The 20,713-nt window shown below is 59.5% G+C and carries 21 protein-coding genes and 1 tRNA gene; 12 read left to right on the plus strand and 10 right to left on the minus strand.

The features are described from left to right. Positions 1 to 82: 82 nt before the first annotated feature. Positions 83 to 937, minus strand: a complete 855-nt coding sequence (locus FCL40_RS12505) for a MurR/RpiR family transcriptional regulator (protein ID WP_136853636.1) — start codon at positions 935 to 937, stop codon at positions 83 to 85. Positions 938 to 1,204: 267 nt separating this feature from the next. Between FCL40_RS12505 and zwf the strand changes: the two genes are divergently transcribed. Genes zwf through FCL40_RS12525 form a run of 4 tightly spaced genes read left to right on the plus strand, consistent with a single transcriptional unit; the run spans position 1,205 to position 5,863 of the window. After that, complete coding sequence (gene zwf / locus FCL40_RS12510; protein ID WP_136853637.1) at positions 1,205 to 2,683, plus strand: glucose-6-phosphate dehydrogenase; 1,479 nt, start codon at positions 1,205 to 1,207, stop codon at positions 2,681 to 2,683. A 10-nt stretch (positions 2,684 to 2,693) separates the two neighbouring features. Further along, a complete protein-coding gene (gene pgl, locus FCL40_RS12515) occupies positions 2,694 to 3,398 on the plus strand; it encodes a 6-phosphogluconolactonase (RefSeq protein ID WP_136853638.1) in 705 nt (234 codons plus the stop codon). After that, entirely contained in the window at positions 3,398 to 5,209 is a 1,812-nt protein-coding gene (edd, locus tag FCL40_RS12520) for a phosphogluconate dehydratase (protein ID WP_136853685.1), read from the plus strand. Before pgl ends, edd begins: the two co-directional genes overlap by 1 nt. Positions 5,210 to 5,221: 12 nt before the next feature. Then, on the plus strand, positions 5,222 to 5,863 hold the full coding sequence (locus tag FCL40_RS12525; protein ID WP_136853639.1) for a bifunctional 4-hydroxy-2-oxoglutarate aldolase/2-dehydro-3-deoxy-phosphogluconate aldolase: 642 nt from the start codon (positions 5,222 to 5,224) through the stop codon (positions 5,861 to 5,863). A 93-nt stretch (positions 5,864 to 5,956) separates the two neighbouring features. Here the strand turns inward: FCL40_RS12525 and FCL40_RS12530 are convergent, their stop codons facing one another. The 3 genes from FCL40_RS12530 to FCL40_RS12545 form a co-directional block, all read right to left on the minus strand. Further along, positions 5,957 to 6,487 carry a hypothetical protein gene (locus FCL40_RS12530; protein WP_136853640.1) on the minus strand — a complete coding sequence of 177 codons (531 nt, stop codon included), beginning with the start codon at positions 6,485 to 6,487 and terminating at the stop codon, positions 5,957 to 5,959. Between the two features lie 423 nt (positions 6,488 to 6,910). Further along, positions 6,911 to 7,921 carry a type I glyceraldehyde-3-phosphate dehydrogenase gene (gene gap / locus FCL40_RS12540; RefSeq protein WP_136853641.1) on the minus strand — a complete coding sequence of 337 codons (1,011 nt, stop codon included), beginning with the start codon at positions 7,919 to 7,921 and terminating at the stop codon, positions 6,911 to 6,913. Positions 7,922 to 8,156: 235 nt separating this feature from the next. Further along, positions 8,157 to 8,945, minus strand: coding sequence for a DUF2989 domain-containing protein (locus FCL40_RS12545; RefSeq protein ID WP_136853642.1), 789 nt, complete (start codon positions 8,943 to 8,945; stop codon positions 8,157 to 8,159). A gap of 222 nt (positions 8,946 to 9,167) precedes the next feature. Here FCL40_RS12545 and FCL40_RS12550 point away from each other — a divergent pair, with 222 nt between their 5' ends. Beyond that, positions 9,168 to 10,595 (plus strand): glyceraldehyde-3-phosphate dehydrogenase, encoded by a 1,428-nt coding sequence (locus tag FCL40_RS12550; protein WP_136853643.1) that lies wholly within the window; start codon positions 9,168 to 9,170, stop codon positions 10,593 to 10,595. A gap of 60 nt (positions 10,596 to 10,655) precedes the next feature. Here the strand turns inward: FCL40_RS12550 and FCL40_RS12555 are convergent, their stop codons facing one another. From FCL40_RS12555 to FCL40_RS12575, 5 genes are all read right to left on the minus strand, one after another. Then, complete coding sequence (locus FCL40_RS12555) at positions 10,656 to 10,985, minus strand: TusE/DsrC/DsvC family sulfur relay protein (RefSeq protein ID WP_136853644.1); 330 nt, start codon at positions 10,983 to 10,985, stop codon at positions 10,656 to 10,658. A 2-nt stretch (positions 10,986 to 10,987) separates the two neighbouring features. Continuing rightward, positions 10,988 to 11,269 (minus strand): sulfurtransferase complex subunit TusB, encoded by a 282-nt coding sequence (gene tusB, locus FCL40_RS12560; RefSeq protein WP_136853645.1) that lies wholly within the window; start codon positions 11,267 to 11,269, stop codon positions 10,988 to 10,990. A 2-nt stretch (positions 11,270 to 11,271) separates the two neighbouring features. After that, positions 11,272 to 11,628 (minus strand): sulfurtransferase complex subunit TusC, encoded by a 357-nt coding sequence (gene tusC, locus FCL40_RS12565; protein WP_136853646.1) that lies wholly within the window; start codon positions 11,626 to 11,628, stop codon positions 11,272 to 11,274. Further along, on the minus strand, positions 11,628 to 12,017 hold the full coding sequence (tusD, locus tag FCL40_RS12570; RefSeq protein WP_136853647.1) for a sulfurtransferase complex subunit TusD: 390 nt from the start codon (positions 12,015 to 12,017) through the stop codon (positions 11,628 to 11,630). The genes tusC and tusD overlap by 1 nt, the downstream gene beginning before the upstream one ends. A 63-nt stretch (positions 12,018 to 12,080) precedes the next feature. Beyond that, on the minus strand, positions 12,081 to 12,737 hold the full coding sequence (locus FCL40_RS12575) for a Bax inhibitor-1/YccA family protein (RefSeq protein WP_136853648.1): 657 nt from the start codon (positions 12,735 to 12,737) through the stop codon (positions 12,081 to 12,083). 356 nt (positions 12,738 to 13,093) lie between these two features. Here FCL40_RS12575 and FCL40_RS12580 point away from each other — a divergent pair, with 356 nt between their 5' ends. The 5 genes from FCL40_RS12580 to FCL40_RS12600 all read left to right on the plus strand — a co-directional run bounded on the left by FCL40_RS12580 (position 13,094) and on the right by FCL40_RS12600 (position 17,782). Continuing rightward, positions 13,094 to 13,474 (plus strand): nuclear transport factor 2 family protein, encoded by a 381-nt coding sequence (locus tag FCL40_RS12580; protein WP_136853649.1) that lies wholly within the window; start codon positions 13,094 to 13,096, stop codon positions 13,472 to 13,474. Positions 13,475 to 13,478: 4 nt separating this feature from the next. After that, positions 13,479 to 13,967 (plus strand): GNAT family N-acetyltransferase, encoded by a 489-nt coding sequence (locus tag FCL40_RS12585; RefSeq protein ID WP_136853650.1) that lies wholly within the window; start codon positions 13,479 to 13,481, stop codon positions 13,965 to 13,967. A 74-nt stretch (positions 13,968 to 14,041) separates the two neighbouring features. Continuing rightward, positions 14,042 to 14,132: transfer RNA gene (locus FCL40_RS12590), tRNA-Ser, on the plus strand. A 746-nt stretch (positions 14,133 to 14,878) separates the two neighbouring features. Beyond that, positions 14,879 to 16,966, plus strand: a complete 2,088-nt coding sequence (gene fusA, locus FCL40_RS12595) for an elongation factor G (protein WP_136853651.1) — start codon at positions 14,879 to 14,881, stop codon at positions 16,964 to 16,966. A gap of 138 nt (positions 16,967 to 17,104) precedes the next feature. Beyond that, positions 17,105 to 17,782 (plus strand): nitroreductase family protein, encoded by a 678-nt coding sequence (locus FCL40_RS12600; protein WP_136853652.1) that lies wholly within the window; start codon positions 17,105 to 17,107, stop codon positions 17,780 to 17,782. Here the strand turns inward: FCL40_RS12600 and FCL40_RS12605 are convergent, their stop codons facing one another. Then, positions 17,783 to 18,448, minus strand: a complete 666-nt coding sequence (locus tag FCL40_RS12605; RefSeq protein WP_136853653.1) for a substrate binding domain-containing protein — start codon at positions 18,446 to 18,448, stop codon at positions 17,783 to 17,785. A 38-nt stretch (positions 18,449 to 18,486) separates the two neighbouring features. On the opposite strand from FCL40_RS12605, the gene FCL40_RS12610 reads away from it, so the two are divergent. Both FCL40_RS12610 and FCL40_RS12615 read left to right on the plus strand, forming a co-directional pair. Further along, positions 18,487 to 18,903 carry a LuxR C-terminal-related transcriptional regulator gene (locus FCL40_RS12610; RefSeq protein WP_136853654.1) on the plus strand — a complete coding sequence of 139 codons (417 nt, stop codon included), beginning with the start codon at positions 18,487 to 18,489 and terminating at the stop codon, positions 18,901 to 18,903. Positions 18,904 to 18,969: 66 nt separating this feature from the next. Beyond that, on the plus strand, positions 18,970 to 20,625 hold the full coding sequence (locus tag FCL40_RS12615; RefSeq protein WP_136853655.1) for an isovaleryl-CoA dehydrogenase: 1,656 nt from the start codon (positions 18,970 to 18,972) through the stop codon (positions 20,623 to 20,625). Positions 20,626 to 20,713: the final 88 nt, after the last annotated feature.

Below are 20,713 nucleotides of genomic sequence, written 5' to 3' on the forward strand. Positions count from 1 at the left end.
ATTTGTTGAGGTCAAGTGTAGTCGTTGTGACAAAGAAAATGCCGCTGAGTGGGGTTCACAGCGGCATTTATTGGGGAAGGGCTTACAGGTTAGAGGGTTTTTCGAAGCGGGATTCCCGTATCGCTTCTTTGACCCGCTTCAAATTCTCGCGGAAACGGGGGCCGCGGCGCAGGGTGAAGCCGGTGGCCAGCACGTCGATCACCGTCAGGTGCGCCAGGCGAGATGCCATGGGGATGAACATGTCGGTGTCCTCCGGCACCTCGACGGTGACCGCCAGGGTACTTTCGCGGGCCAGGGGGCTGTCCTTGGCGGTGATGGAGATCACCTGCGCATTGCTCTCCCGGGCAAGGCGCGCCACCTCCACCAGGGCTTTGGTGCGGCCGGTGTGGGAGAACAGCACCAGCACCGAGCCGGCGGACGCGTTGATGCAGCTCATGCGCATCATCAGCACATCGTCGAAGCAGCTGACCGGCACGTTGAACCGGAAGAACTTGTTCTGGGCATCGTGGGCCACGGAGGAGGAGGCCCCCAGGCCGAAGAAGGAGATGTGCTGTGCCTGGGTCAGGATGTCGACCGCACGATTAATCGCCATAGGATCAATGGATTGGCGTGCCACGTCCAGGGCGGCCATGGAAGATTCGAAGATCTTGTTGGTGTAGGAATCCGGGCCATCATCCTCATCCACGTGACGGGACACGTAGGGAGTGCCGTTGGCCAGGCTCTGTGCCAAATGTAACTTGAAGTCCGGAAACCCTTTGGTATCGAGGCGTCGGCAGAAGCGGTTCACCGTAGGTTCACTTACGTCTGCCATCTTTGCCAGGGTGGCAATGCTGGCGTGTATAGCGGTCTGGGGTGAGGTTAAGATGACTTCCGCTACCTTTCGCTCGGACTTACTGAAGTTACTGAGGTTCGTCTGTATTTTTTCTAGTGTATTCATAAGAATATTCGCCCAGTTAACCGAGAGTATGACTGCCGCTCTTTGCCTGAACGCGCCTATAATTGGCAGTAAAGCGCTGTATACTGAGGCGATGATCTCAGGTTAAGAGATGCAGTTAGGATAAGTTTACAAACAGTGTTGTAATTTATCTAGCTTTCGAGTGACCGCCGAGGTTGCGTCAGCGAAAAAAATTCTCTTTAATGTAGTTAATTTACGAAAATGTGATGCCGCCGTGGTGGCGACATCCTTCCATATAGGAGTTGGATAGTGACTCACTTTACCGGCTCGGTAGCCAAGCCCTGTGACTTCGTGCTGTTTGGCACCGTGGGTGACCTGGCGCGCCGCAAACTGATCCCGTCCCTGTACCAACTGGACAAGGCTGGGCTGCTCCACAGCGGCACTCGCATCTTCGGCGTCGCCCGTCGTGAGATGAGCCAGGAGGAGTATCAGCAGGTGATCCGCTCCTCCTTGGGCGAGTTCCTGAAGGAGGAGGTGGACAAGGACACCCTGACGCGGCTGCTGGCCCGCTGCACCTACGTGGCGATGGACTTTACCCAGCCGGAGGGGTACGAGCAGTTCCACGCCCTGCGTCAGGCCCAGCCGGACAACGTGATGGTGAACTACTTCGCCACGCCGCCCTCCATCTACGGCGTCATCTGCCGCTGTCTGAAGACCGCTGGCCTGATTGAGCCCGCCACCCGGGTGGTACTGGAGAAGCCCATCGGCCACGACCTGGAGTCCTCCAGGGTGATCAACGACCAGGTGGCCGAGTTTTTCGCCGAGAACCAGATCTACCGTATCGATCACTATCTTGGCAAGGAGACGGTGCAGAACCTGGTGGCACTGCGTTTCGCCAACTCCCTGTTCGCCTCCAAGTGGGACAACCGCACCATCGATCATGTGCAGATCACCGTCGCCGAGGAGGTGGGCATCGAGGGGCGTTGGGATTACTTCGATAAAGCGGGCCAGATGCGGGACATGATCCAGAACCACCTGCTGCAGGTGCTGTCACTGGTGGCCATGGACCCGCCGGTCAACCTGGATGCCGACTCCATCCGTGATGAGAAGGTGAAGGTGCTGAAGTCGCTGCGGCCCATCGACAGCAACAACGTGTTTGAAACGGCGGTGCGCGGCCAGTACTCGGCCGGCTTCCTCAAGGGCAGCCCGGTACCCGGCTACCTGGAGGAGGAGGGGGCCAACCTGGACTCCGATACCGAGACCTTCGCCGCCTTGAGGGTGGATATCGACAACTGGCGCTGGTCCGGTGTGCCCTTCTACCTGCGAACCGGCAAGCGGATGCCCTACAAGTGCTCCGAGATCGTGGTGCACTTCAAGAACCCGCCCCACAACCTGTACCGGGGCAGCTATCGCCAGTTGCCCCCCAATAAGTTGACCATCCGGCTCCAGCCTCACGAAGGGGTGGAGATCCAGATGATGAACAAGGTGCCCGGCCTGGACGAAACCCAGCGCCTGCAGACCACCAAACTGGATCTCTCTTTTTCCGACACCTTCAAGAACGAGCGCGTTGCCGATGCCTACGAGCGTCTGCTGCTGGAGTGCATGCTGGGTAACCAGTCGCTGTTCGTTCGCCGGGACGAGGTGGAGCAGGCGTGGAAGTGGTGCGATTCCATCTTGGCGGCCTGGGCCGGCTCCCATGAGCCGCCCAAGGCCTATCCCGCCGGAACCTGGGGGCCGGTGGCGTCGGTGGCGCTGATCACCCGCGACGGCCGTTCCTGGGATGAATAGGACAGAAGCCATGATCACTTTGCCCGTATATAAAGAGTTCGATACCGCGCAGAAGCTGGCCAAGGTGCTGGCGGCCAAGATTGCCGGTCAACTGCAGGAGGCGATCGATGCCAGGGGGAAAGCCGCCCTGGTGGTGTCCGGCGGCAGCACCCCGCTGATGCTGTTTTCCGAACTGTCCCGCCAGGCGATCGATTGGCAGGATGTGTATATCACCCTGGCGGATGAGCGCTGGGTCAGCCCGGAGCACGCCGACTCCAATGAGCGGCTGGTTCGGGAACACCTGCTGGTTCGCCGTGCGGCCAAGGCGAAGTTTCGTGGTCTGAAGAACATCTACTCCGTGGTGGATGAGGGAGTGGGGATGACCGAAGAGGTGCTGTCCAACCTGCCGCGCCCCTTCGATGTGGTGGTGCTGGGGATGGGCAACGATGGCCACACCGCCTCGCTGTTCCCCTGCTCAGAGCAGTTGCAGCTGGGGCTGACCACCGGCCGCACCTGCCTGGCAGTGCATCCGACCACGGCGCCCCACGGGCGACTCTCCCTCTCCCTGAAGGCGATTCTGGATAGCAAACAGATCTATCTGCACCTGCATGGCGACCCCAAGCGAGAGGTGCTGCGGCAGGTGCTGACGTCAGATGATGCGACTGAGATGCCGATCCGGGCGGTGCTCAATCAGCGACACACCCCGGTGGACGTATACTGGAGCCAAGCCTCATGATCCATGAAACCGTACAGGCGGTGACCGAACGCGTGACTCAGCGCAGCCGTGCCCGTCGTCAGGCGTACCTGGCCCGCATGGCCAAACTTCAGGAGCAGGGGGTCAACCGTCAGGCGCTCTCCTGTTCCAACCTGGCCCACGGCTTTGCCGGGTGTGGCAAGCAGGACAAAGAGGATCTGCGCCACTTCAACAAGGCCAACATTGGCATCGTCACCGCCTACAACGACATGCTGTCCGCCCATCAGCCCTATGGTGTCTATCCCGACATCATCAAGGAGGCGTGCCGCGAGGTGGGTTCGGTGGCCCAGGTGGCCGGTGGTGTGCCTGCCATGTGCGACGGGGTGACCCAGGGCCAGCCCGGCATGGAACTGAGCCTGATGTCCCGCGATGTGATCGCCATGGCCACCTCGGTGGGTCTGTCCCACGCCATGTTTGACGGTGCGCTGATGCTGGGGATCTGCGACAAGATCGTCCCCGGCCTGTTGATGGGAGCGATGAGTTTTGGCCACCTTCCGACCCTGTTTGTCCCCGCCGGTCCCATGCCGTCGGGCCTGCCCAACAAGGAGAAGGCCAAGGTGCGTCAGGAGTACGCCGAGGGTAAGGTGAGTGACGAGGATCTGCTGAAGGCGGAGTCGGCGTCCTACCACAGTCCCGGCACCTGCACCTTCTACGGCACCGCTAACTCCAACCAGCTGGTGCTGGAAGCGATGGGCCTGCAACTGCCCGGTTCCTCCTTCGTCAACCCCGCCAGCCCACTGCGCCAGGCGCTGACCCGGCTGGCCAGCCAGCAAGTGTGCCGCATGGCCCAGGAGGGGGAGGGATTCACTCCGCTGTACAAGATGGTGGATGAGAAGAGCGTGGTCAATGGCATCGTGGCCCTGCTGGCCACCGGTGGTTCCACCAACCTGACCATGCACATCGTGGCCGCGGCGCGCGCCGCCGGCATCATCGTTGACTGGCAGGATTTTGCCGAGCTGTCTGCGGTGACCCCCCTGCTGGCCCGGGTCTATCCCAACGGTCAGGCAGACATCAACCACTTCCACCGCGCGGGTGGCATGGCTTTCCTGATTCGGGAGCTGCGTCGCGGCGGCCTGCTGCATGATGATGTGACCACCGCGGCCGGCCAGGGGCTGGCGCGCTATACCCAGAAGCCTGAACTGGTGGATGGCAAGGTGGCTTGGAGCGATATCCCCGAAGCCAGTGGCGATGACGAGGTGCTGCGGCCCATCGACAGCCCCTTCCTGCCGAACGGTGGCATGAACCTGGTGAAGGGCAACCTGGGCAGGGCGGTGATCAAGACCTCCGCGGTGGCCGAGGAGCACCAGGTGGTGGAAGCGCCAGCCATGGTGTTTGAGTCTCAGGCGGCCCTGACCGAAGCTTTCAAGCGGGGCGAAATGAACAAAGACCTGATCGCGGTTGTCCGTTATCAGGGACCTCAGGCCAACGGCATGCCCGAGCTGCATAAGCTGCTGCCGCCTCTGGGGGTGTTGCAGGACAAAGGTTTCAAGGTGGCACTGGTGACCGACGGTCGCATGTCCGGTGCCTCGGGTAAGGTGCCCGCTGCGATCCACGTCAGCCCCGAAGCCCTGGACGGAGGCCTGCTGGCCAAGGTCCGCGACGGCGATATGGTGCGGCTGGATGCCAAGCGTGGCGTAGTTGAACTATTGGTTGACGAGACTGAACTGGATGCCCGTGAAGTTACTCCAGTCGACCTGCGGGACAACGATGAAGGCTTTGGCCGCGAACTGTTCCGCAATGTGCGTAAGCTGCTCTCCAGTCCAGAGACTGGGGCTTCGGCGCTGTTAGATTAAGCGAGGAAAGAGATGGAAAATTGGAGCATCCAGCCCAAAGAGGTATTTGCCATTAGTCCGGTGGTGCCTGTGATGGTCATCGAGCGGCTGGACCAGGCGGTTCCCCTGGCCAGGGCGCTGGTGGCCGGTGGCATCCGTATCCTTGAGGTGACGCTGCGGACCGAGTGTGCCCTGGAAGCGATTAAATTGATTCGCAAAGAGGTGCCGGAAGCCTTGGTGGGCGCGGGCACCGTGCTTAATCAGGAGCAGTTGAAGGCGGTCGCCGAGGCCGGCGCCCAGTTTGCTATCAGCCCTGGGGTGACCACCTCGCTGCTGGAGGCGGGGGCCCACAGCAGCATTCCGCTGATCCCCGGGGTGGCTTCTGTGTCCGACGCCATGAAGGCGATGGATTTCGGCTACACCTATCTGAAGTTTTTCCCCGCCGAGTCCAGCGGTGGTGCCAAGGCGATCAAGTCCATGGGCAGTCCACTGTCCGGCTTGGTGTTCTGTCCCACCGGTGGCATCGGCCTGGCCAACTGCAAGGAGTATCTGGCGCTGGATAATGTTGCTTGTGTCGGCGGCTCTTGGGTGGCCCCGATGGATGCGGTACGTGACGGTGACTGGCCGCGGATCAGTGACCTCTCCTCCCAGGCGCTGGCCCATATCAACGGGTAATGCCCCGGCCCGGTAAGGCCGTCGGAGAAAGAAAGAGGCCGCTACCCGGGTAGCGGCCTTTTTCGTGGTGAAACCGGGCCTCCTCGATACCGATCAGTCTCGGGTGCCCACCGGCACCATGATGTGTTCGTAGGGGGTCCCCTTCCACATCACATAGGGGCCGCCGTAACCGGGGTCGGTAGGCAGGGAATCCAGCAACGCCCGGTCCGGAGTGATGATCATCAGGTGGGGCCCCTCCTTGATCCACTGATTATCCTCGGTAGGCCCTTCCGCGTAGGGGTCTATGTTGCTGGCTCCCTCATCGCCCGCCAGCATGTAGGAGATGCCGAGGGCCTTAGCCTGGAACGGCTTCTTATTCATCCAGGCGTCTGCCCAGGCCATCCAGGGACCATCCATGCACATCGGGGCTTTGCCCTGGAGCTGGGGCGGTGTGGGGAAACAGGTGTAATCGCTGCTGCCCTCCTTCAACACGTTGTTGTTCCAGTCCATCACGGTGACCTTGTCGCGTAGGGTCGGCGGAGCGGCACTCAGGGCATCTTCCAACATGGCGGCGGTATCGCTGGCAGGGACGGCGGCGGCGAACAGGAGCGCGCCGGATAGGGCTACTGCGGTGACGGGTTTCATCTTTACCTCACTCGGTTTAGTTGGCCTTATCGCCAAGTAATCCAGTATAGACAGTAGATGAGCGGCTGGGAGCACTCCGCCCGGACGGCGGGAGGTTTGTGGGCAGGACAAACAGAAGGCCGCCGCAGCGGACCTGGTGCTGCACACATTCAGCGGATAAACGTCTTACTTGGCGGGCATCGCGGCGGGCTCCCGGGGACAACGACGTTGTCCAGCATCCGGTTGGAGAAGCCCCATTCGTTGTCGTACCAAGCCATGACCTTCACCAGACGACCGTTCACTCGGGTCTGAGTGGCGTCGAAGGTGGAGCGGTTGTGGGTCTGGCGGGCTGTGGTTGACGTCGATGGCCCCACCGAATGGCAGGCAAAAGAAAAGGTCCGCCGGGGCGGACCTTTTACTGCACACATTCAGCGGATAAACGTCTTACTTGGCGTTCATCAGGACAACGGCGTTGTCCAGCATCCGGTTGGAGAAGCCCCATTCGTTGTCGTACCAAGCCATGACCTTCACCAGACGACCGTTCACTCGGGTCTGAGTGGCGTCGAAGGTGGAGGAGTAGGGGCTGTGGTTGAAGTCGATGGACACCAGAGGCTCGTTGTTCACTGCCAGCACCTCGGACAGCGGACCCTTGGAGGCGGCTTCGGCGATGATGGCGTTCACCTCTTCCACGGTGGTGTCACGGCTGGAGATGAAGGACAGGTCGACCAGGGAGACGTTCACGGTAGGTACGCGAACGGCACCGCCATCGAACTTGCCGGCCAGTTCAGGCACAACCAGACCCACAGCGGCGGCGGCGCCGGTCTTGGTGGGAATCATGTTGATGGCGGCCGCGCGGGCACGACGCAGGTCGGAGTGGTATACGTCCGACAGACGCTGGTCGTTGGTGTAGGCGTGCACCGTGGTCATCAGACCGGACTCGATGCCCAGGGCATCGTTCAGCGGCTTGGCGAAAGGCGCCAGGCAGTTGGTGGTGCAGGACGCGTTGGAGATCACGGTCATGTCGGAGGTGATCACGTCGTGGTTGACGCCATAGACCACGGTGGCATCCACGTCACCCTTGGCGGGGGCAGAGATGATCACCTTCTTGGCGCCGGCTTCGATGTGCTTGGAGGCGGTCTCTTTCTTGGTGAAGATACCGGTACACTCGAACACCACGTCCACACCCAGCTCACCCCAGGGCAGCTTGGAGGGGTCGCGCTCGGAGAAGGTCAGAATCTTGTCACCGTTGATGGTGATGGCATCTTCGCTGTGCTCAACTTTGGCGTTGAAGCGACCGTGTACGGAGTCGTATTTGGTCAGGTGAGCGTTGATGGAGGCGTCACCCAGGTCGTTGATGGCAACGATTTGGATGGGATAGTCTTTTTCGCTTTCATACAGTGCACGGACGACGTTGCGGCCGATACGGCCATATCCATTGATGGCAACTTTGATCATAGCGATACCTGTCTCATAACTTATATAACTGTGGTTAATTTACAACAATGCGGTCGGTGGTCAAGGGTGACAACGGAAAAATTGGCTGTAATTGAGTAAATGTTACGACACATCAAGTTTTGACAGCTTAAAGATTAGTACACAACGGCCCGTAGCGTGGTGAAGATCACATTGAGCGGCGGGACGTTGTGAGCAAGAAATCATCATCCAGATTGAAAGGGCAAAAGAAATTAAATTACAGTTTCAGGTTCTCTGGTGTGAATCGCCCCGCTTCAAGCAGTTCGTCGATCTGCTCGGCGCGCTTGTCCAGCGAGTGGCGATCCACCTTGGTAGAGCTGGCCAGCAGGCGCAGTCGTTGCTCATTGACCAGCTTGGGCTCATGCCTGGAGACCAGTTTGGCAAACAGGTAGGCCTGAGTCGGCCGGTCAAGATTCAGGTACTCCTTCGACAGTTGCAGGTAGGTGTCGATGGCGGGGTAGGGCAGCTCGTTCAGGGTATCGAGCAGGTAATCTACGGCTTTTTCAGGGTTTATTCGAGAGTAATAGGTCGCGGCAAACTGTTTCAGCACCACGGTGTCCAACTCGCCCCGGCGCTCAGACTCGAGAAACTGCCCCAGGGCCTGGGTATCGTTCAACCGGGTCCACCGATAGAAGGTCACGTAGGGTGATACGTCGCCAGCCGTGCTGTTTTGCAATTTATTCAGGGACTTCTGTGAGGCGAGGTAGCTCTCGATACGAGCGGTTTCCCTCTCCTTGGCCACGACCCGGTTTTCTATCATGGTGGCCTTCTCCATGCACTTGACGTAATTCTCCAGTGCGATGAGTTCGTTATACAGGGTGTGTCGGTCCGAGTCCTGGTGCTCATAGCGGGTCCAGATCACCTGGGAGCGCTCTTTGACACACCAGCCGGTGAGGGGAACATCGGCGCACATCTGGGGGTTGCCTTCGCACACCTCCTGAAGGGTGACCCGGGTGTCACAGCCGGTGAGGGGCAGCAGCAGTGCCGCTAAAGCAATTACTCGCATTGTGTAAACTTACCAAAAAAATTCTCTATAACAGCGCAAACTCGCTAATTTGTCTAATTAAATTACGGGTTTAGCCAGCTGGAATCAATACAACGATCTTCTGTAGAATACCGCCAGCTGGCCAACGTAGCCACGTAATCTGTACCCATTTCATGGTCTTTTGACTTAGTCGACATTATAGGTCCTAAGCTGCTGATCATGCCTAGAAAGGATTTGTCCAAAATGACCGCTGACAAGCATCTGAAAAGCTGGCAAGAACGTTTTGAAATGGCGGAAGCGATGCAGCCCCTCATCGGCAAGCTGTACCGCAACCAGGGCATCGAAGTGTTGGTGTATGGCAAGAGCCTGCTCAACGCCTCTACCATCGACATCATCAAGATGCACCGCCTGGTTCATAAGCACGAAGGTGAGAAGCTGCGCCTGCGTGAGAGCTTCCCCTTCCTGGAAGCGTTGAGCAAGCTGGACGTTAAGTATGCTCGCGTCGACCTGGGCAAACTGGCGATCAACTACTGGCGAAACCATAGCGACGGCAGCGAAATCGAAGCCTATGTTGCCAAGGAGATGGAGCCGGCCTCCAATCAGGATGTTGAGCCTCGTGACGTGGTCCTCTATGGCTTCGGCCGTATCGGCCGTCTTCTGGCCCGCCTGATGATTGAGCGCACCGGGGTGGCCAACAACATGCGCCTGCGTGCCATCGTGGTTCGCGGTGGCCGAGACGGTGATCTGGAGAAGCGTGCTAGCCTGCTGCGCCGTGATTCCATCCACGGTCCTTTCAACGGCTCCATTGAGGTGGATGCCGAAAACAACGCCATCATCGCCAACGGCACCTACATTCAGGTGATCTACGCCAACAGTCCGGATCAGGTGGACTACACCGAGTACGGCATCGACAACGCCCTGGTGGTGGACAACACAGGCATCTGGAAGGATGAAGAGGGACTGGGTCTGCACCTGAAGTCCAAGGGTGCCGCCAAGGTGCTGTTGACCGCGCCAGCCAAGGGCGAGATCAAGAACGTGGTGTACGGTGTGAACCAGGATGACATCCTGGATGAAGACCTGATTGTGTCCGCGGCCTCCTGCACCACCAATGCCATCACCCCAGTGCTGAAGGCGATCAACGACGAGTACGGCATCCGCAACGGACACGTCGAGACCGTTCACTCCTACACCAATGATCAGAACCTGATCGACAACTACCACAAGGGTGACCGTCGTGGCCGCAGTGCGCCGCTGAACATGGTGCTAACCACTACCGGTGCCGCCAAGGCGGTGGCCAAGGCTCTGCCTGAACTGAAGGGTAAGCTGACTGGTAACGCCATCCGGGTGCCTACTCCGAACGTGTCCATGGCGATCATGAACCTGAACCTTGCCGAGGAGACCGATCGCGACACGCTCAACGAGTATCTGCGTGACGTTGCTCTGCACTCCAACCTGCAGAGTCAGGTTGATTTCACCGAGTCCACCGAGATTGTGTCCAGCGACCTGGTCGGTTCCCGCTATGCCGGCGTGGTCGACTCCCAGGCCACCATCGTCGACGGCGACCGCGCGGTGTTGTACGTCTGGTATGACAACGAGTTTGGCTACAGCCGTCAGGTGATTCGCGTCATGAAGAAGATGCTGAACCTGACTACCCACGTGATCCCCTCCTAAGGCAGTTTGGGGACAAAAAAACCGGCGCTTGGCGCCGGTTTTTTATGGGTCTCTGCCCTGTTAAATGCAGCGGGCCGGCTTGGGCAGGCCGGCAATCTTGGTGGCCTGCTTGGCGGGCCCCTTGGGGAAGAGTCTATAGAGGTACTTGGAGTTGCCCTTCTCCTCCCCCAACTTCTGACCGATCGCCTTGACCAGTACCCGGATGGCGGGGCTGGTGTTGAACTCCTCGTAGAAGCTTCGGACGAAGTGGACCACCTCCCAGTGGGCATCGGTCAGCTCGATGCCCTCCTGTTTGGCCAGCAGGGGGGCCATCTCCGGCTGCCACTGGCTGGAATCCAGCAGGTACCCCTGCTTATCGGTAGGGATCTCTTGACCGTTAAAGTTCAACATAGTTACCACGCCTGTACCTTTTCAAACTCCAGCGTCAGCTGGACAAATTTGTCATAGTCGACCACCTCAATGGGGACTCGGACCCGGGAGATCAAGCCCCTGGCCTCAAGATCCTCCCTGAGGGCATAGCAGGGCCTGCCGGCAAGCACCTGCTGCCAGTGGGGCAGGGTAGCGGCGATTACCGCATCTTGCATCAGCAGCACGCCGTCGCCCGGGGTCAGGGTTCGAAGCATCAGCTCCAGGGCGTCGGAATCGGCCGGGGAGCGGGATTGGGTATGGAGCACGTTCAAAATGTCAGTACCTGTTCTGTTTGGTTCAATGCCAGGGCGAACTGTCCGGGTTCGGCCACCGCCACCTCGATCAGCAGATCGTCGGCACACAGGCCCCGCTCATTCAGGGAGTGGCCGCACACCAAGATCTCCTCGACGTCGTACAGGGGCAGCGCCTTGAAGGTGGCAATGTAGTCCCGGGCCTCGATGCGATCCGGCTGCTGTGCCTTGAGCAACTGATAGACGCCATCGCCGCTAAAGAAGAGCCGGGTAGGAATGTCGTAGCTGGCGCTGAGCAGGGCCAGATCCAGGGCTTCTCGGCCTCGGGCGGTGCCATGGGGGGCTCGGGTAAAGAGGATGCCTAGTGGTTTCATCAGAATTGTACCGTCCTGTCGACCTCTTGCATGGTGGTCACCAGCTCTCCCAGGCCGCCCAGGATGAACGGTGAGGCGAGGTTGGCACTGTCCAGGCCGCCATCTTCGGCGGCTTCCGCATCGATGACGCCCCGGCGCAAGCCGGCGGAGACGCAGCTGATCAGGGGAACCTGGTGCTGCTGATGCAGCGACTGCCAGCGCTGGGCCAGGTTTAACTCGTCACTGGCCGGCATCAGCAGGCGACTGGCGTTGAGGACGCCATGCTGGTAGAAGAACACCTGCTCCAGGGTGTGCCCCTGTTTCAGCAGGGTTTCACAGAATTTCAGGGCAGACCATGAGGAGTGGCTGCCATAGGGTTCGCCGTTGACGACGACAAGGAATGAACTCATGTTAGATTCGTAGCAAAAGAAAAAGGCCCCGACTGGGGCCTTAGTGTATCTCAAATCGGGCGCTTAGTCGTCGCTCATGCCCAGCAGGCTCAGCAGGCTGACAAAGATGTTGTACAGGCTGACGAACAGGGTCACGGTGGCGTTGATGTAGTTGCGCTCACCTCCGTGGATGATGGCGCTGGTCTGCATCAGAATGGCACCGGAGGAGAACAGGATGAACAGGCAGCTCAGGGCCATGCTCAGCGCAGGAATCGCCAGGAACAGGTTGGCGATGAAGGCGGCGATGATCACCCAGAAGCCGGCCATCATCATGCCGCCCAGGAAGGACATGTCCTTGCCGGTCACCAGCACGTAGGCGGAGAGGCCGAAGAAGGTGAGGGCGGTTCCGCCCAGGGCCATCAGTACGATGTCGCCCATGCCGGCACCGAGGTACATGCCGAGGATAGGGCCCAGGGTGTAGCCCATGAAACCAGTCAGGGCGAACACGGACACCAGGCCCATGGCACTGTTGGCGGTACGGCTGACCAGAAACAGCAGACCGTAGAAGCCCACCAGGGTAATGATGATGCCTGGGTGGGGCAGTTGCAGCGCCATGGTGACACCGGCAACCGCGGCAGAAAATGCCAGGGTCATGGCCAGCAGCATGTAGGTGTTGCGTAGAACTTTGTTGACCTCGACGCCGCTGTGGCTGGCGACGGTTTCAAAACGTTGGGTCTGCATGTTGACTCCTTTGACTGTGGCCCGTTTCTGACAGGTTAGAGCCACTGATTCCTGAAAAGTTTAACTGTACAAGCAGATGTGGGAATGGGGCAACGGCTTTTCAAGCGATTTGGTAACAAAACTACTTTTGCACTCGACACTTAGCTCGTGAGTTCGGAAATACCGTTATAGAACCGTAGCCTGCCCGAGCATTTTCGCTGCGTTGACGATTTATGACAAAACTTCTACCTTAGTCGCGCTACTCTTGCGGGAGCCGGTGGTAACCTGCGCAATGCGCGACCGCCACAGGCCGTCAGTTGTCATGTCGTCGTTTGATTTGTACGGTTTTTAACAGGTTAAGGATTACCTCTCTCATCATGGATACTGTTAGTGCTGCCCTGGAGCTTGAGCCCCACCTGATTGCCCTGGAAAAAAGAGCGTTTGCCCCCGCCACCCGCCGCAGTCGCGAGTTGCTGGCGTTTCTGATCCATAAGGAGTGTATCGAGGTCGATGTCGCCGGTCGCGAGCGGGCCCTGGAGGAGAGACTGGTTCGACTGCCTGACGAGGCGCCTGTCGAGTTGGAGAGTCGGGATTTCCGGGTCAGGCAGTTGGCGGCCAACCTGTGTCAGGTGCTGTACAGGGCGAAGTTGATCCGGGGGACGGTGGTCAGTCACTCCCACCGAAGTTCATTGTGGACCCTGGAGGATCACCGCTGGCAGATGATCCACCACCAGGAAACGCCCTGTCGGCCGTTCTAGCACCATGACCCATCTGCATATACGCCCCTACCGGGAGCAGGATGCCCGGGCGCTCACCGATATCTTCTACGATACCATCCACCATACCGGCCTGGCGCATTACACCCATGCCCAGGTAAACGCTTGGGCGCCCTTGCCAAAGGAGTATCATCGTTGGCAGCAGAGGCTGGCTCTATGGCCTCCGATCGTGGCCGAACTGGATGGCAGAGCGGTGGGGTTTATCACCCTGACCCCCTCGGGGCATATCGAATGGACCTATACCCATAGAAACTATCAGCGGCGTGGCATCGCCTCCCGGCTGTACCGGCGACTGGAGGAGCAGGCGCGGCAGCTGGGGATCACCAGCCTGACCGTGGATGCCTCGCGGTTTGCCCGCCCCTTTTTCGAGAAGCAGGGCTTTGCGGTTGTCCGGGAGAACCGCACCATTCGGGCCGGGGAAAAACTGCAGAACTGGCACATGGCCAAGCCACTCTTTGAGAAGGGGGCATCCTAGGGGGAAATCTTTTTCTATCCCGCTGGATTCAGGGGTTTACACCAGCCGCTCCTTTCACTATCATTGCCGCCACTGGAGAGATGGCTGAGTGGTTGAAAGCACCGGTCTTGAAAACCGGCAAGGGTTAATAGCCCTTCTAGGGTTCAAATCCCTATCTCTCCGCCAAATTAGCAATACCTCCGAGTTTAGTCGCCTTTCACGGGCTGGGTTCGGAGTCGGTGAGAGATGGGGTGCAGAACCCTAGCCGGGGTTCGCAATGAGCACAGCGAGTAACGCCGAAGGCGGCCGAGCTTGCGAGGGAATCAATCCCTATCTCTCCGCCATATTCAATAGCGCGCCGACATTGGATGCTTGTAAGCACAGGCGTCGGGGTGAGGTAGAGATAGGGTGCAAAACCCTAGCCGGGTTCGCAACGAGCGCAGCGAGTAACGCCGAAGGCGGCCGAGCTCCGCGAGGGAGTCAATCCCTATCTCTCCGCCATTTTCGTTCAACCCGCCTTTGAGGCGGGTTTTTTCGTACAACTCGCACTCTGCGAGAGAGTCACAGTTTGAGGCCGCCATGGCGGCCGGACGACTTAGGATTGTCACAAGGGTGTGCGAGGCTCTGCCAGCGGCAGCAAAATCGGAGCGCTCCTCCAATGGTATCGGTACCCGCCGGGCGGGCACAGGGTAACGTTGAGGGAGAGCCTTGAGATTCCGGCCCCGAATCCCCGTTGGCATTGATGAAGTGGGCTATAATTCGGTCGGCAATGTCAGGCTTCCCAAACGACGTCGGACGTGAGTATTTCAGCCAATGACACCGGATGCGCGCTGACTGTCGAAATCATTTCGGCTGGCGCGTATCTTTTGGTGGCAAAAGTGGTATACTCCCCCGCCGAAAAGTGACAACGATTGTTTTTTCAGAGTAAAGCAATGACTGATTTATCAAAATACAGAAATATTGGTATCTTCGCGCACGTTGATGCCGGTAAGACCACCAGTACCGAGCGTATCCTGAAGCTGACCGGTAAGATCCACAAGACCGGTGAAGTGCATGACGGTGCCGCCACCACTGACTTCATGGAGCAGGAAGCTGAGCGTGGTATTACCATTCAGTCTGCTGCTACTACCTGTTTCTGGAACGATCACCGCCTGAACATCATCGATACCCCCGGACACGTTGACTTCACCGTTGAAGTTTACCGTTCCCTGAAGGTGCTCGATGGTGGCGTTGGTGTATTCTGTGGTTCCGGTGGTGTTGAGCCCCAGTCTGAAACCAACTGGCGTTACGCTAACGAATCCGAAGTAGCCCGTCTGATCTTCGTGAACAAGCTGGACCGTATGGGTGCAGACTTCTACCGCGTTGTGGACCAGGTGAAAAACGTCCTGGGCGCCCGTCCTCTGGTGATGACCCTGCCCATCGGCATCGAAGACGACTTCAAGGGCGTTGTCGATGTACTGAGCCAGAAGGCCTTCATCTGGGACGACTCCGGTCTGCCTGAGAACTACGAAGTAGTAGATATTCCTGCCGAGCTGCAGGAGAAAGCTGCCGAGTACCGCGAAGAGCTGATGGAAACCGCCCTGGAGATGGACGAAGACCTGCTGATGGAGTACCTGGAGGAGGGCACCGAGCCTTCTCTGGAGCAGATCAAAGCCTGCATCCGTAAGGGTACCCGTGACTTGGCGTTCTTCCCCACCTACTGTGGTTCCGCCTTCAAGAACAAGGGCATCCAGCTGGTTCTGGACGCGGTAGTAGACTACCTGCCTGCGCCTACCGAAGTAGACGCTCAGCCTCTGACCGACCCAGAGACTGGTGAGCCTACCGGTGAAGTGGCCACCGTATCCGCCGAAGAGCCTCTGCGCGCCCTGGCGTTCAAGATCATGGACGACCGTTTCGGCGCCCTGACCTTTATCCGCATCTACTCCGGTGTGATGGAGAAGGGTATGACTATCCTGAACTCCGCCACCGGTAAGACCGAGCGTATCGGCCGTATGGTAGAGATGCACGCCAACGACCGTACCGAGATTACCCGCGCCCAGGCCGGTGACATCATCGCCGTTGTTGGCATGAAGAACGTGCAGACCGGTCACACCCTGTGTGATCCCAAGCACGAGTGCACCCTGGAGCCGATGATCTTCCCCGAGCCCGTAATCTCCATCGCTGTTGAGCCGAAGGACAAGGGTTCCGTTGAGAAGATGGGTATCGCCATCGGTAAGATGGTTGCCGAGGATCCCTCCTTCCAGGTTGAGACCGACGAAGAGTCCGGTCAGACCATCCTGAAGGGTATGGGCGAACTGCACCTGGACATCAAGGTCGACATCCTGAAGCGTACCTACGGCGTTGAGCTGGTGGTTGGCAAGCCTCAGGTAGCCTACCGTGAGACCATCACCGCCGCCATTGAAGACAGCTACACCCACAAGAAGCAGTCTGGTGGTTCCGGTCAATACGGTAAGATCGACTACCGCATCAAGCCTGGCGAGCAGGGCACCGGCTTCAAGTTCGAGTCCACTGTGGTCGGTGGTAACGTGCCTAAGGAGTTCTGGCCCGCCATCGAGAAGGGCTTCAAGGAGATGATGCAGACCGGTCCTCTGGCTGGCTTCCCCGTGCTGGACGTCGAGGTTGAGCTGTTCGACGGTGGCTTCCACGCCGTTGACTCCTCTGCCATCGCGTTTGAAATCGCCGCTAAGGGCGCTTTCCGTCAGTCCATGCCTAAGGCGTCTCCACAGCTGCTGGAGCCGATCATGAAGGTTGACGTGTTCACTCCAGAAGATCACGTTGGTGACGTCATCGGTGACCTGAACCGTCGCCGCGGCATGATCAAGGACCAGGAAGCTGGTGCTACCGGCGTACGCATCAAGGCAGACGTTCCTCTGTCCGAGATGTTCGGCTACATCGGTCACCTGCGTACCATGACCTCCGGTCGTGGCCAGTTCTCCATGGAGTTCGCCCACTACGCACCTTGTCCTGCCAACGTTGCCGAAGAGGTAATCGCGGAGACCAAGGCCAAGAACGCCAAGTAATTCTTGAGTTCTTCCCTAAAGCCCTGGCCCAGTGCCGGGGCTTTTGTTTTTCTGATACAGAATCCACATGGATCACACTTGTTCAATCCGCGCCGGGTGTTAGCCTTACTCTATTGAGCTTTCACAAGGATTGAGTGCATGCAGCCCCACGATCGACTCCCCCTGGACGACTTTGTCGAGTACGACGCCGAGCAGATGGTCAGGCGTTCTCGCGAACATCTGGACCATATTCGTCGTCGCCACTCCATTCGTACATTCTCGGATAAGCCGGTGCCCAGGTTGGTGATCGAGAACTGCATCCTGGTCGCTGGCAGTGCGCCCAGTGGTGCCAACCACCAGCCCTGGCACTTTGTGGTCATCAGTTCTGACGAAGTAAAGAAGCAGATTCGCGAGCAAGCAGAGCTGCAGGAGCGGAGATTTTACGATGACAAGTGTGCGGGGGAGGAGTGGTTGAAAGCGCTCAAGCCTCTGGGCACCGATGCCAACAAACCCTACCTGGAGGTCGCACCCTGGCTGATAGTGGTATTCAGTAAGAAACGGGGCGGAATGCACGATGATGGGGAGACCACCAACTATTATGTGCATGAGTCGGTGGGGATAGCGACCGGATTCTTGCTCAATGCGCTGCACAGCAGCGGTCTGGCGACCCTGACCCATACCCCAAAGCCGATGGGCTTTCTGTCCAAGGTGTGTGGGCGGGGGGATAATGAGCGGCCTTTTATGCTGATTGTGGCGGGCTACCCGGCCAAGGACGCGACCATTCCCCTTCATGCGACCCACAAGAAGTCCCTTGAGGAGATCTCCAGCTTCCTGTGATCAGATCTGGGCCGGGGCAGGCTTGCCCAGCAGTTGACTGTCCCTGGCCATCTCGATAAACAGCCTCAGACGCTGATTTTCAAAGGGCGTTCTGGGGTAGATGGCCCACAGTGGTCCCGGGGTGGCATGGCGGCCCTCAAACAGGCGCACCATCTCGCCGCTTTCCAGGTACTTCTCACAGCAGAAATCCGGTAACCAGCAGATGCCGTGACCCAGCAGGGTCATCTGCAGGGCGGCTTCCGCTTCATCCAGCATCAGGTTGCTTTTCACCTGCAGGGTCTTTTGCTGCTCCCCATCCTGCCACAGCCAGTCACCATCTTTGAAATCGGTGTAGTTGAGTACCACCAGATCATGGTCAGCCAACTCGGTGATGCTGTCAGGGACGCCTCGTCGCGCCAGATAGTCGCGGCTGGCGTAGAAGTCCCTCTGGGTCAGGGAGAGGGGCTCATTGACGAAGCTCTTGTCCTCCAGGGGCTTGGTATTGAACATCAGGTCCACATCGAACTTGGTGGCGTCCGGGGCCGACCAGGTGGACTTGAGCTCCAGATCGATGCCCGGGTAGGCTTTGACGAAGCGGGACAATACCGGGCCGGCTATGACCCGGTTGAACAGGCCTAGGGCGCTGACTCTAAGCCGGCCCCTGGGTTCGCCGGAGTCTGTTGCCAGGAGCTGTTCCTCTGGCCGATGGAGGAGCTGCCTGCTAAATGAGCCGCTGCCTGCGACGAGCCGGGGTCGACGCCCTGTTCTCCTTTACCGTTGCCTGCCCCCTGTCGACGGGGTTTCGCGGACGATTCATCCTGCTGCTGCCGGATGCCCGGTTCCGGGAGCAGTTGGTTGCCAACGCCGACGAGGTGAAGGCGCAACTGCAGGCGCTGCGGGTCAGGGTGTCCCTGGCGTTCGTTAGATCCATCGACCCTCTGGTGGATTACAACATCGTCAACCCGTTATCGGCCTACATTCTTGGCTTGCTGGCTCAGGGACAGGACAGAGAGCAGGTTTCCGCCCAGCTCAGGTTGACTCTGCGCGGCGTGGACTACCACGTCAGCGTGCTCAAAGAACTGTTGGAGGCCAGGAACATTGCCCAACTGGTGCATCGTGCGGGGCAGTGCCAACTGATTTGATTTCTTTACCCAGCGGAGTCTAAACGCTAGCTTAATTGTTCAGCAATTGAGCAGGGAGAGTCGTTGATGAACAACCCTAAAGGCCCGAGCACCGAAACCCATGAGGTGTTTAACCAACCGCCCGCGCTGGAGAATCACAACCTGTTTGACACCGATATCCCGCTTAAGGAGCTGCTTGCCAGGGAAGGGGGCGGCTGGGGCGAGGAGCGGGTTCGCCACCTCGGCGCCATCCTGGGCCGGCCGGAGTGGATCGCCCGCGGCTTTCAGGCCAATGACTGCCCACCGACCTTCCACAGCCACGACCGCTTCGGTCACCGCGTCGACGAGGTGGCCTTTCACCCCGCCTACCATGACCTTATGACGCTGGCGGTGGACGCCGGCCTGCCGACCCTGCCCTGGACCGACCCCCAGCCCGGGGCGCATGTGGTGCGCATGGCCCTGAGTTACCTCTACAGCCAGGTGGAGGCGGGCTCCGGCTGTCCCCTGACCATGACCTTCGCCGCCGTGCCCACCCTGCGTCAACTGAGCCCCCAGGCGGGGCCGTGGCTGCAGAAACTGCTGCATGGCCGCTATGATCCGGCCAATGCGCCTATCGAGCGCAAGCAGGGGGTGACCATAGGGATGGCGATGACCGAGAAGCAGGGCGGCACCGACGTGCGCGCCAACACCAGTCGCGCCGAGCCGCAGCAGGGGGAGCTCTACCGGCTGACCGGCCACAAATGGTTCTGCTCGGCGCCCATGTGCGATGCCTTCCTGGTCCTGGCCCAGGCGTCCGGGGGCCTCACCTGCTTCCTGATGCCCAGGTGGTGCCCCGATGGCCGCAAAAACCGCCTGCAGGTGCAGCGGCTCAAGGAGAAGATGGGCAACCGCTCCAACGCCTCCGCGGAGGTGGAGTTTCGCGATGCCCTGGCCTGGCGCCTGGGGGAGGAGGGGCGTGGGGTGGCCACCATCATCGAGATGGTGGCGTTGACCCGCTATGACTGCATGATCGGCTCCACCGCCCTGATGCGCCAGGCGGTGGCCCAGGTGACCCACCACATTGCCCACCGAAGCGTCCTGGGCAAGCGCCTGATCGACCAGCCGCTGATGCAGAATGTGGTGGCGGATCTCTGCCTGGAGGTGGAGGGGGCCCTGGCGATGACCGGGCGGGTGGCCAGGGCGCTGGACAACCCGTCCCAGGAGTCGGAGCGGCTGCTGCTGCGCATCGCCACCGCCGTGGGCAAGTACTGGATCTGCAAGCGGGCCACCAGCCAGATAGGTGAGGCCCAGGAGTGCCTGGGCGGGGCAGGGTACGTGGAGGAGAGCATCCTGGCCCGCCTTTACCGCGAGGCGCCGGTGAACTCCATCTGGGAGGGCAGTGGCAACGTTCAGTGCCTGGACCTGCTTCGTGCCCTGGCCAGGACGCCGGAGGTGGCGGAGGTGTTTATGGGGGAGCTGGGCCAGGCCCGCGGCGGCCACCGACTGTTTGATGCCCACCTCGACCGCCTGGGGCAGCTGATGATCGAGAGGGGGGAGATGGAGTACCGGGGCCGCCGGGTGATGGAGCGCCTGGCGCTGAGCTTCCAGGCGGCGCAACTGATACGAGCCGGCAATGAGACCCTGGTGGACGCCTTCTGTCGTAGCCGGTTGGCGGCGAATCACGGCTACTGTTTCGGTAACCTGTCCAGCGGCATCGATTGCCGGGCCATTATTGAGCGGGCTCGTCCTACGGTTGGGCTTTAGGTGAAAGAGTTGGACTGTCGGTTTGCCCACCTGAGAGCAGCATCACATTAATCGAGTGTCAGATGAATGTGGCACATTTGAGAGCTCC

The sequence above is a fragment of the Ferrimonas sediminicola genome, assembly GCF_005116715.1.
GTDB classification, from domain to species: domain Bacteria; phylum Pseudomonadota; class Gammaproteobacteria; order Enterobacterales; family Shewanellaceae; genus Ferrimonas; species Ferrimonas sediminicola.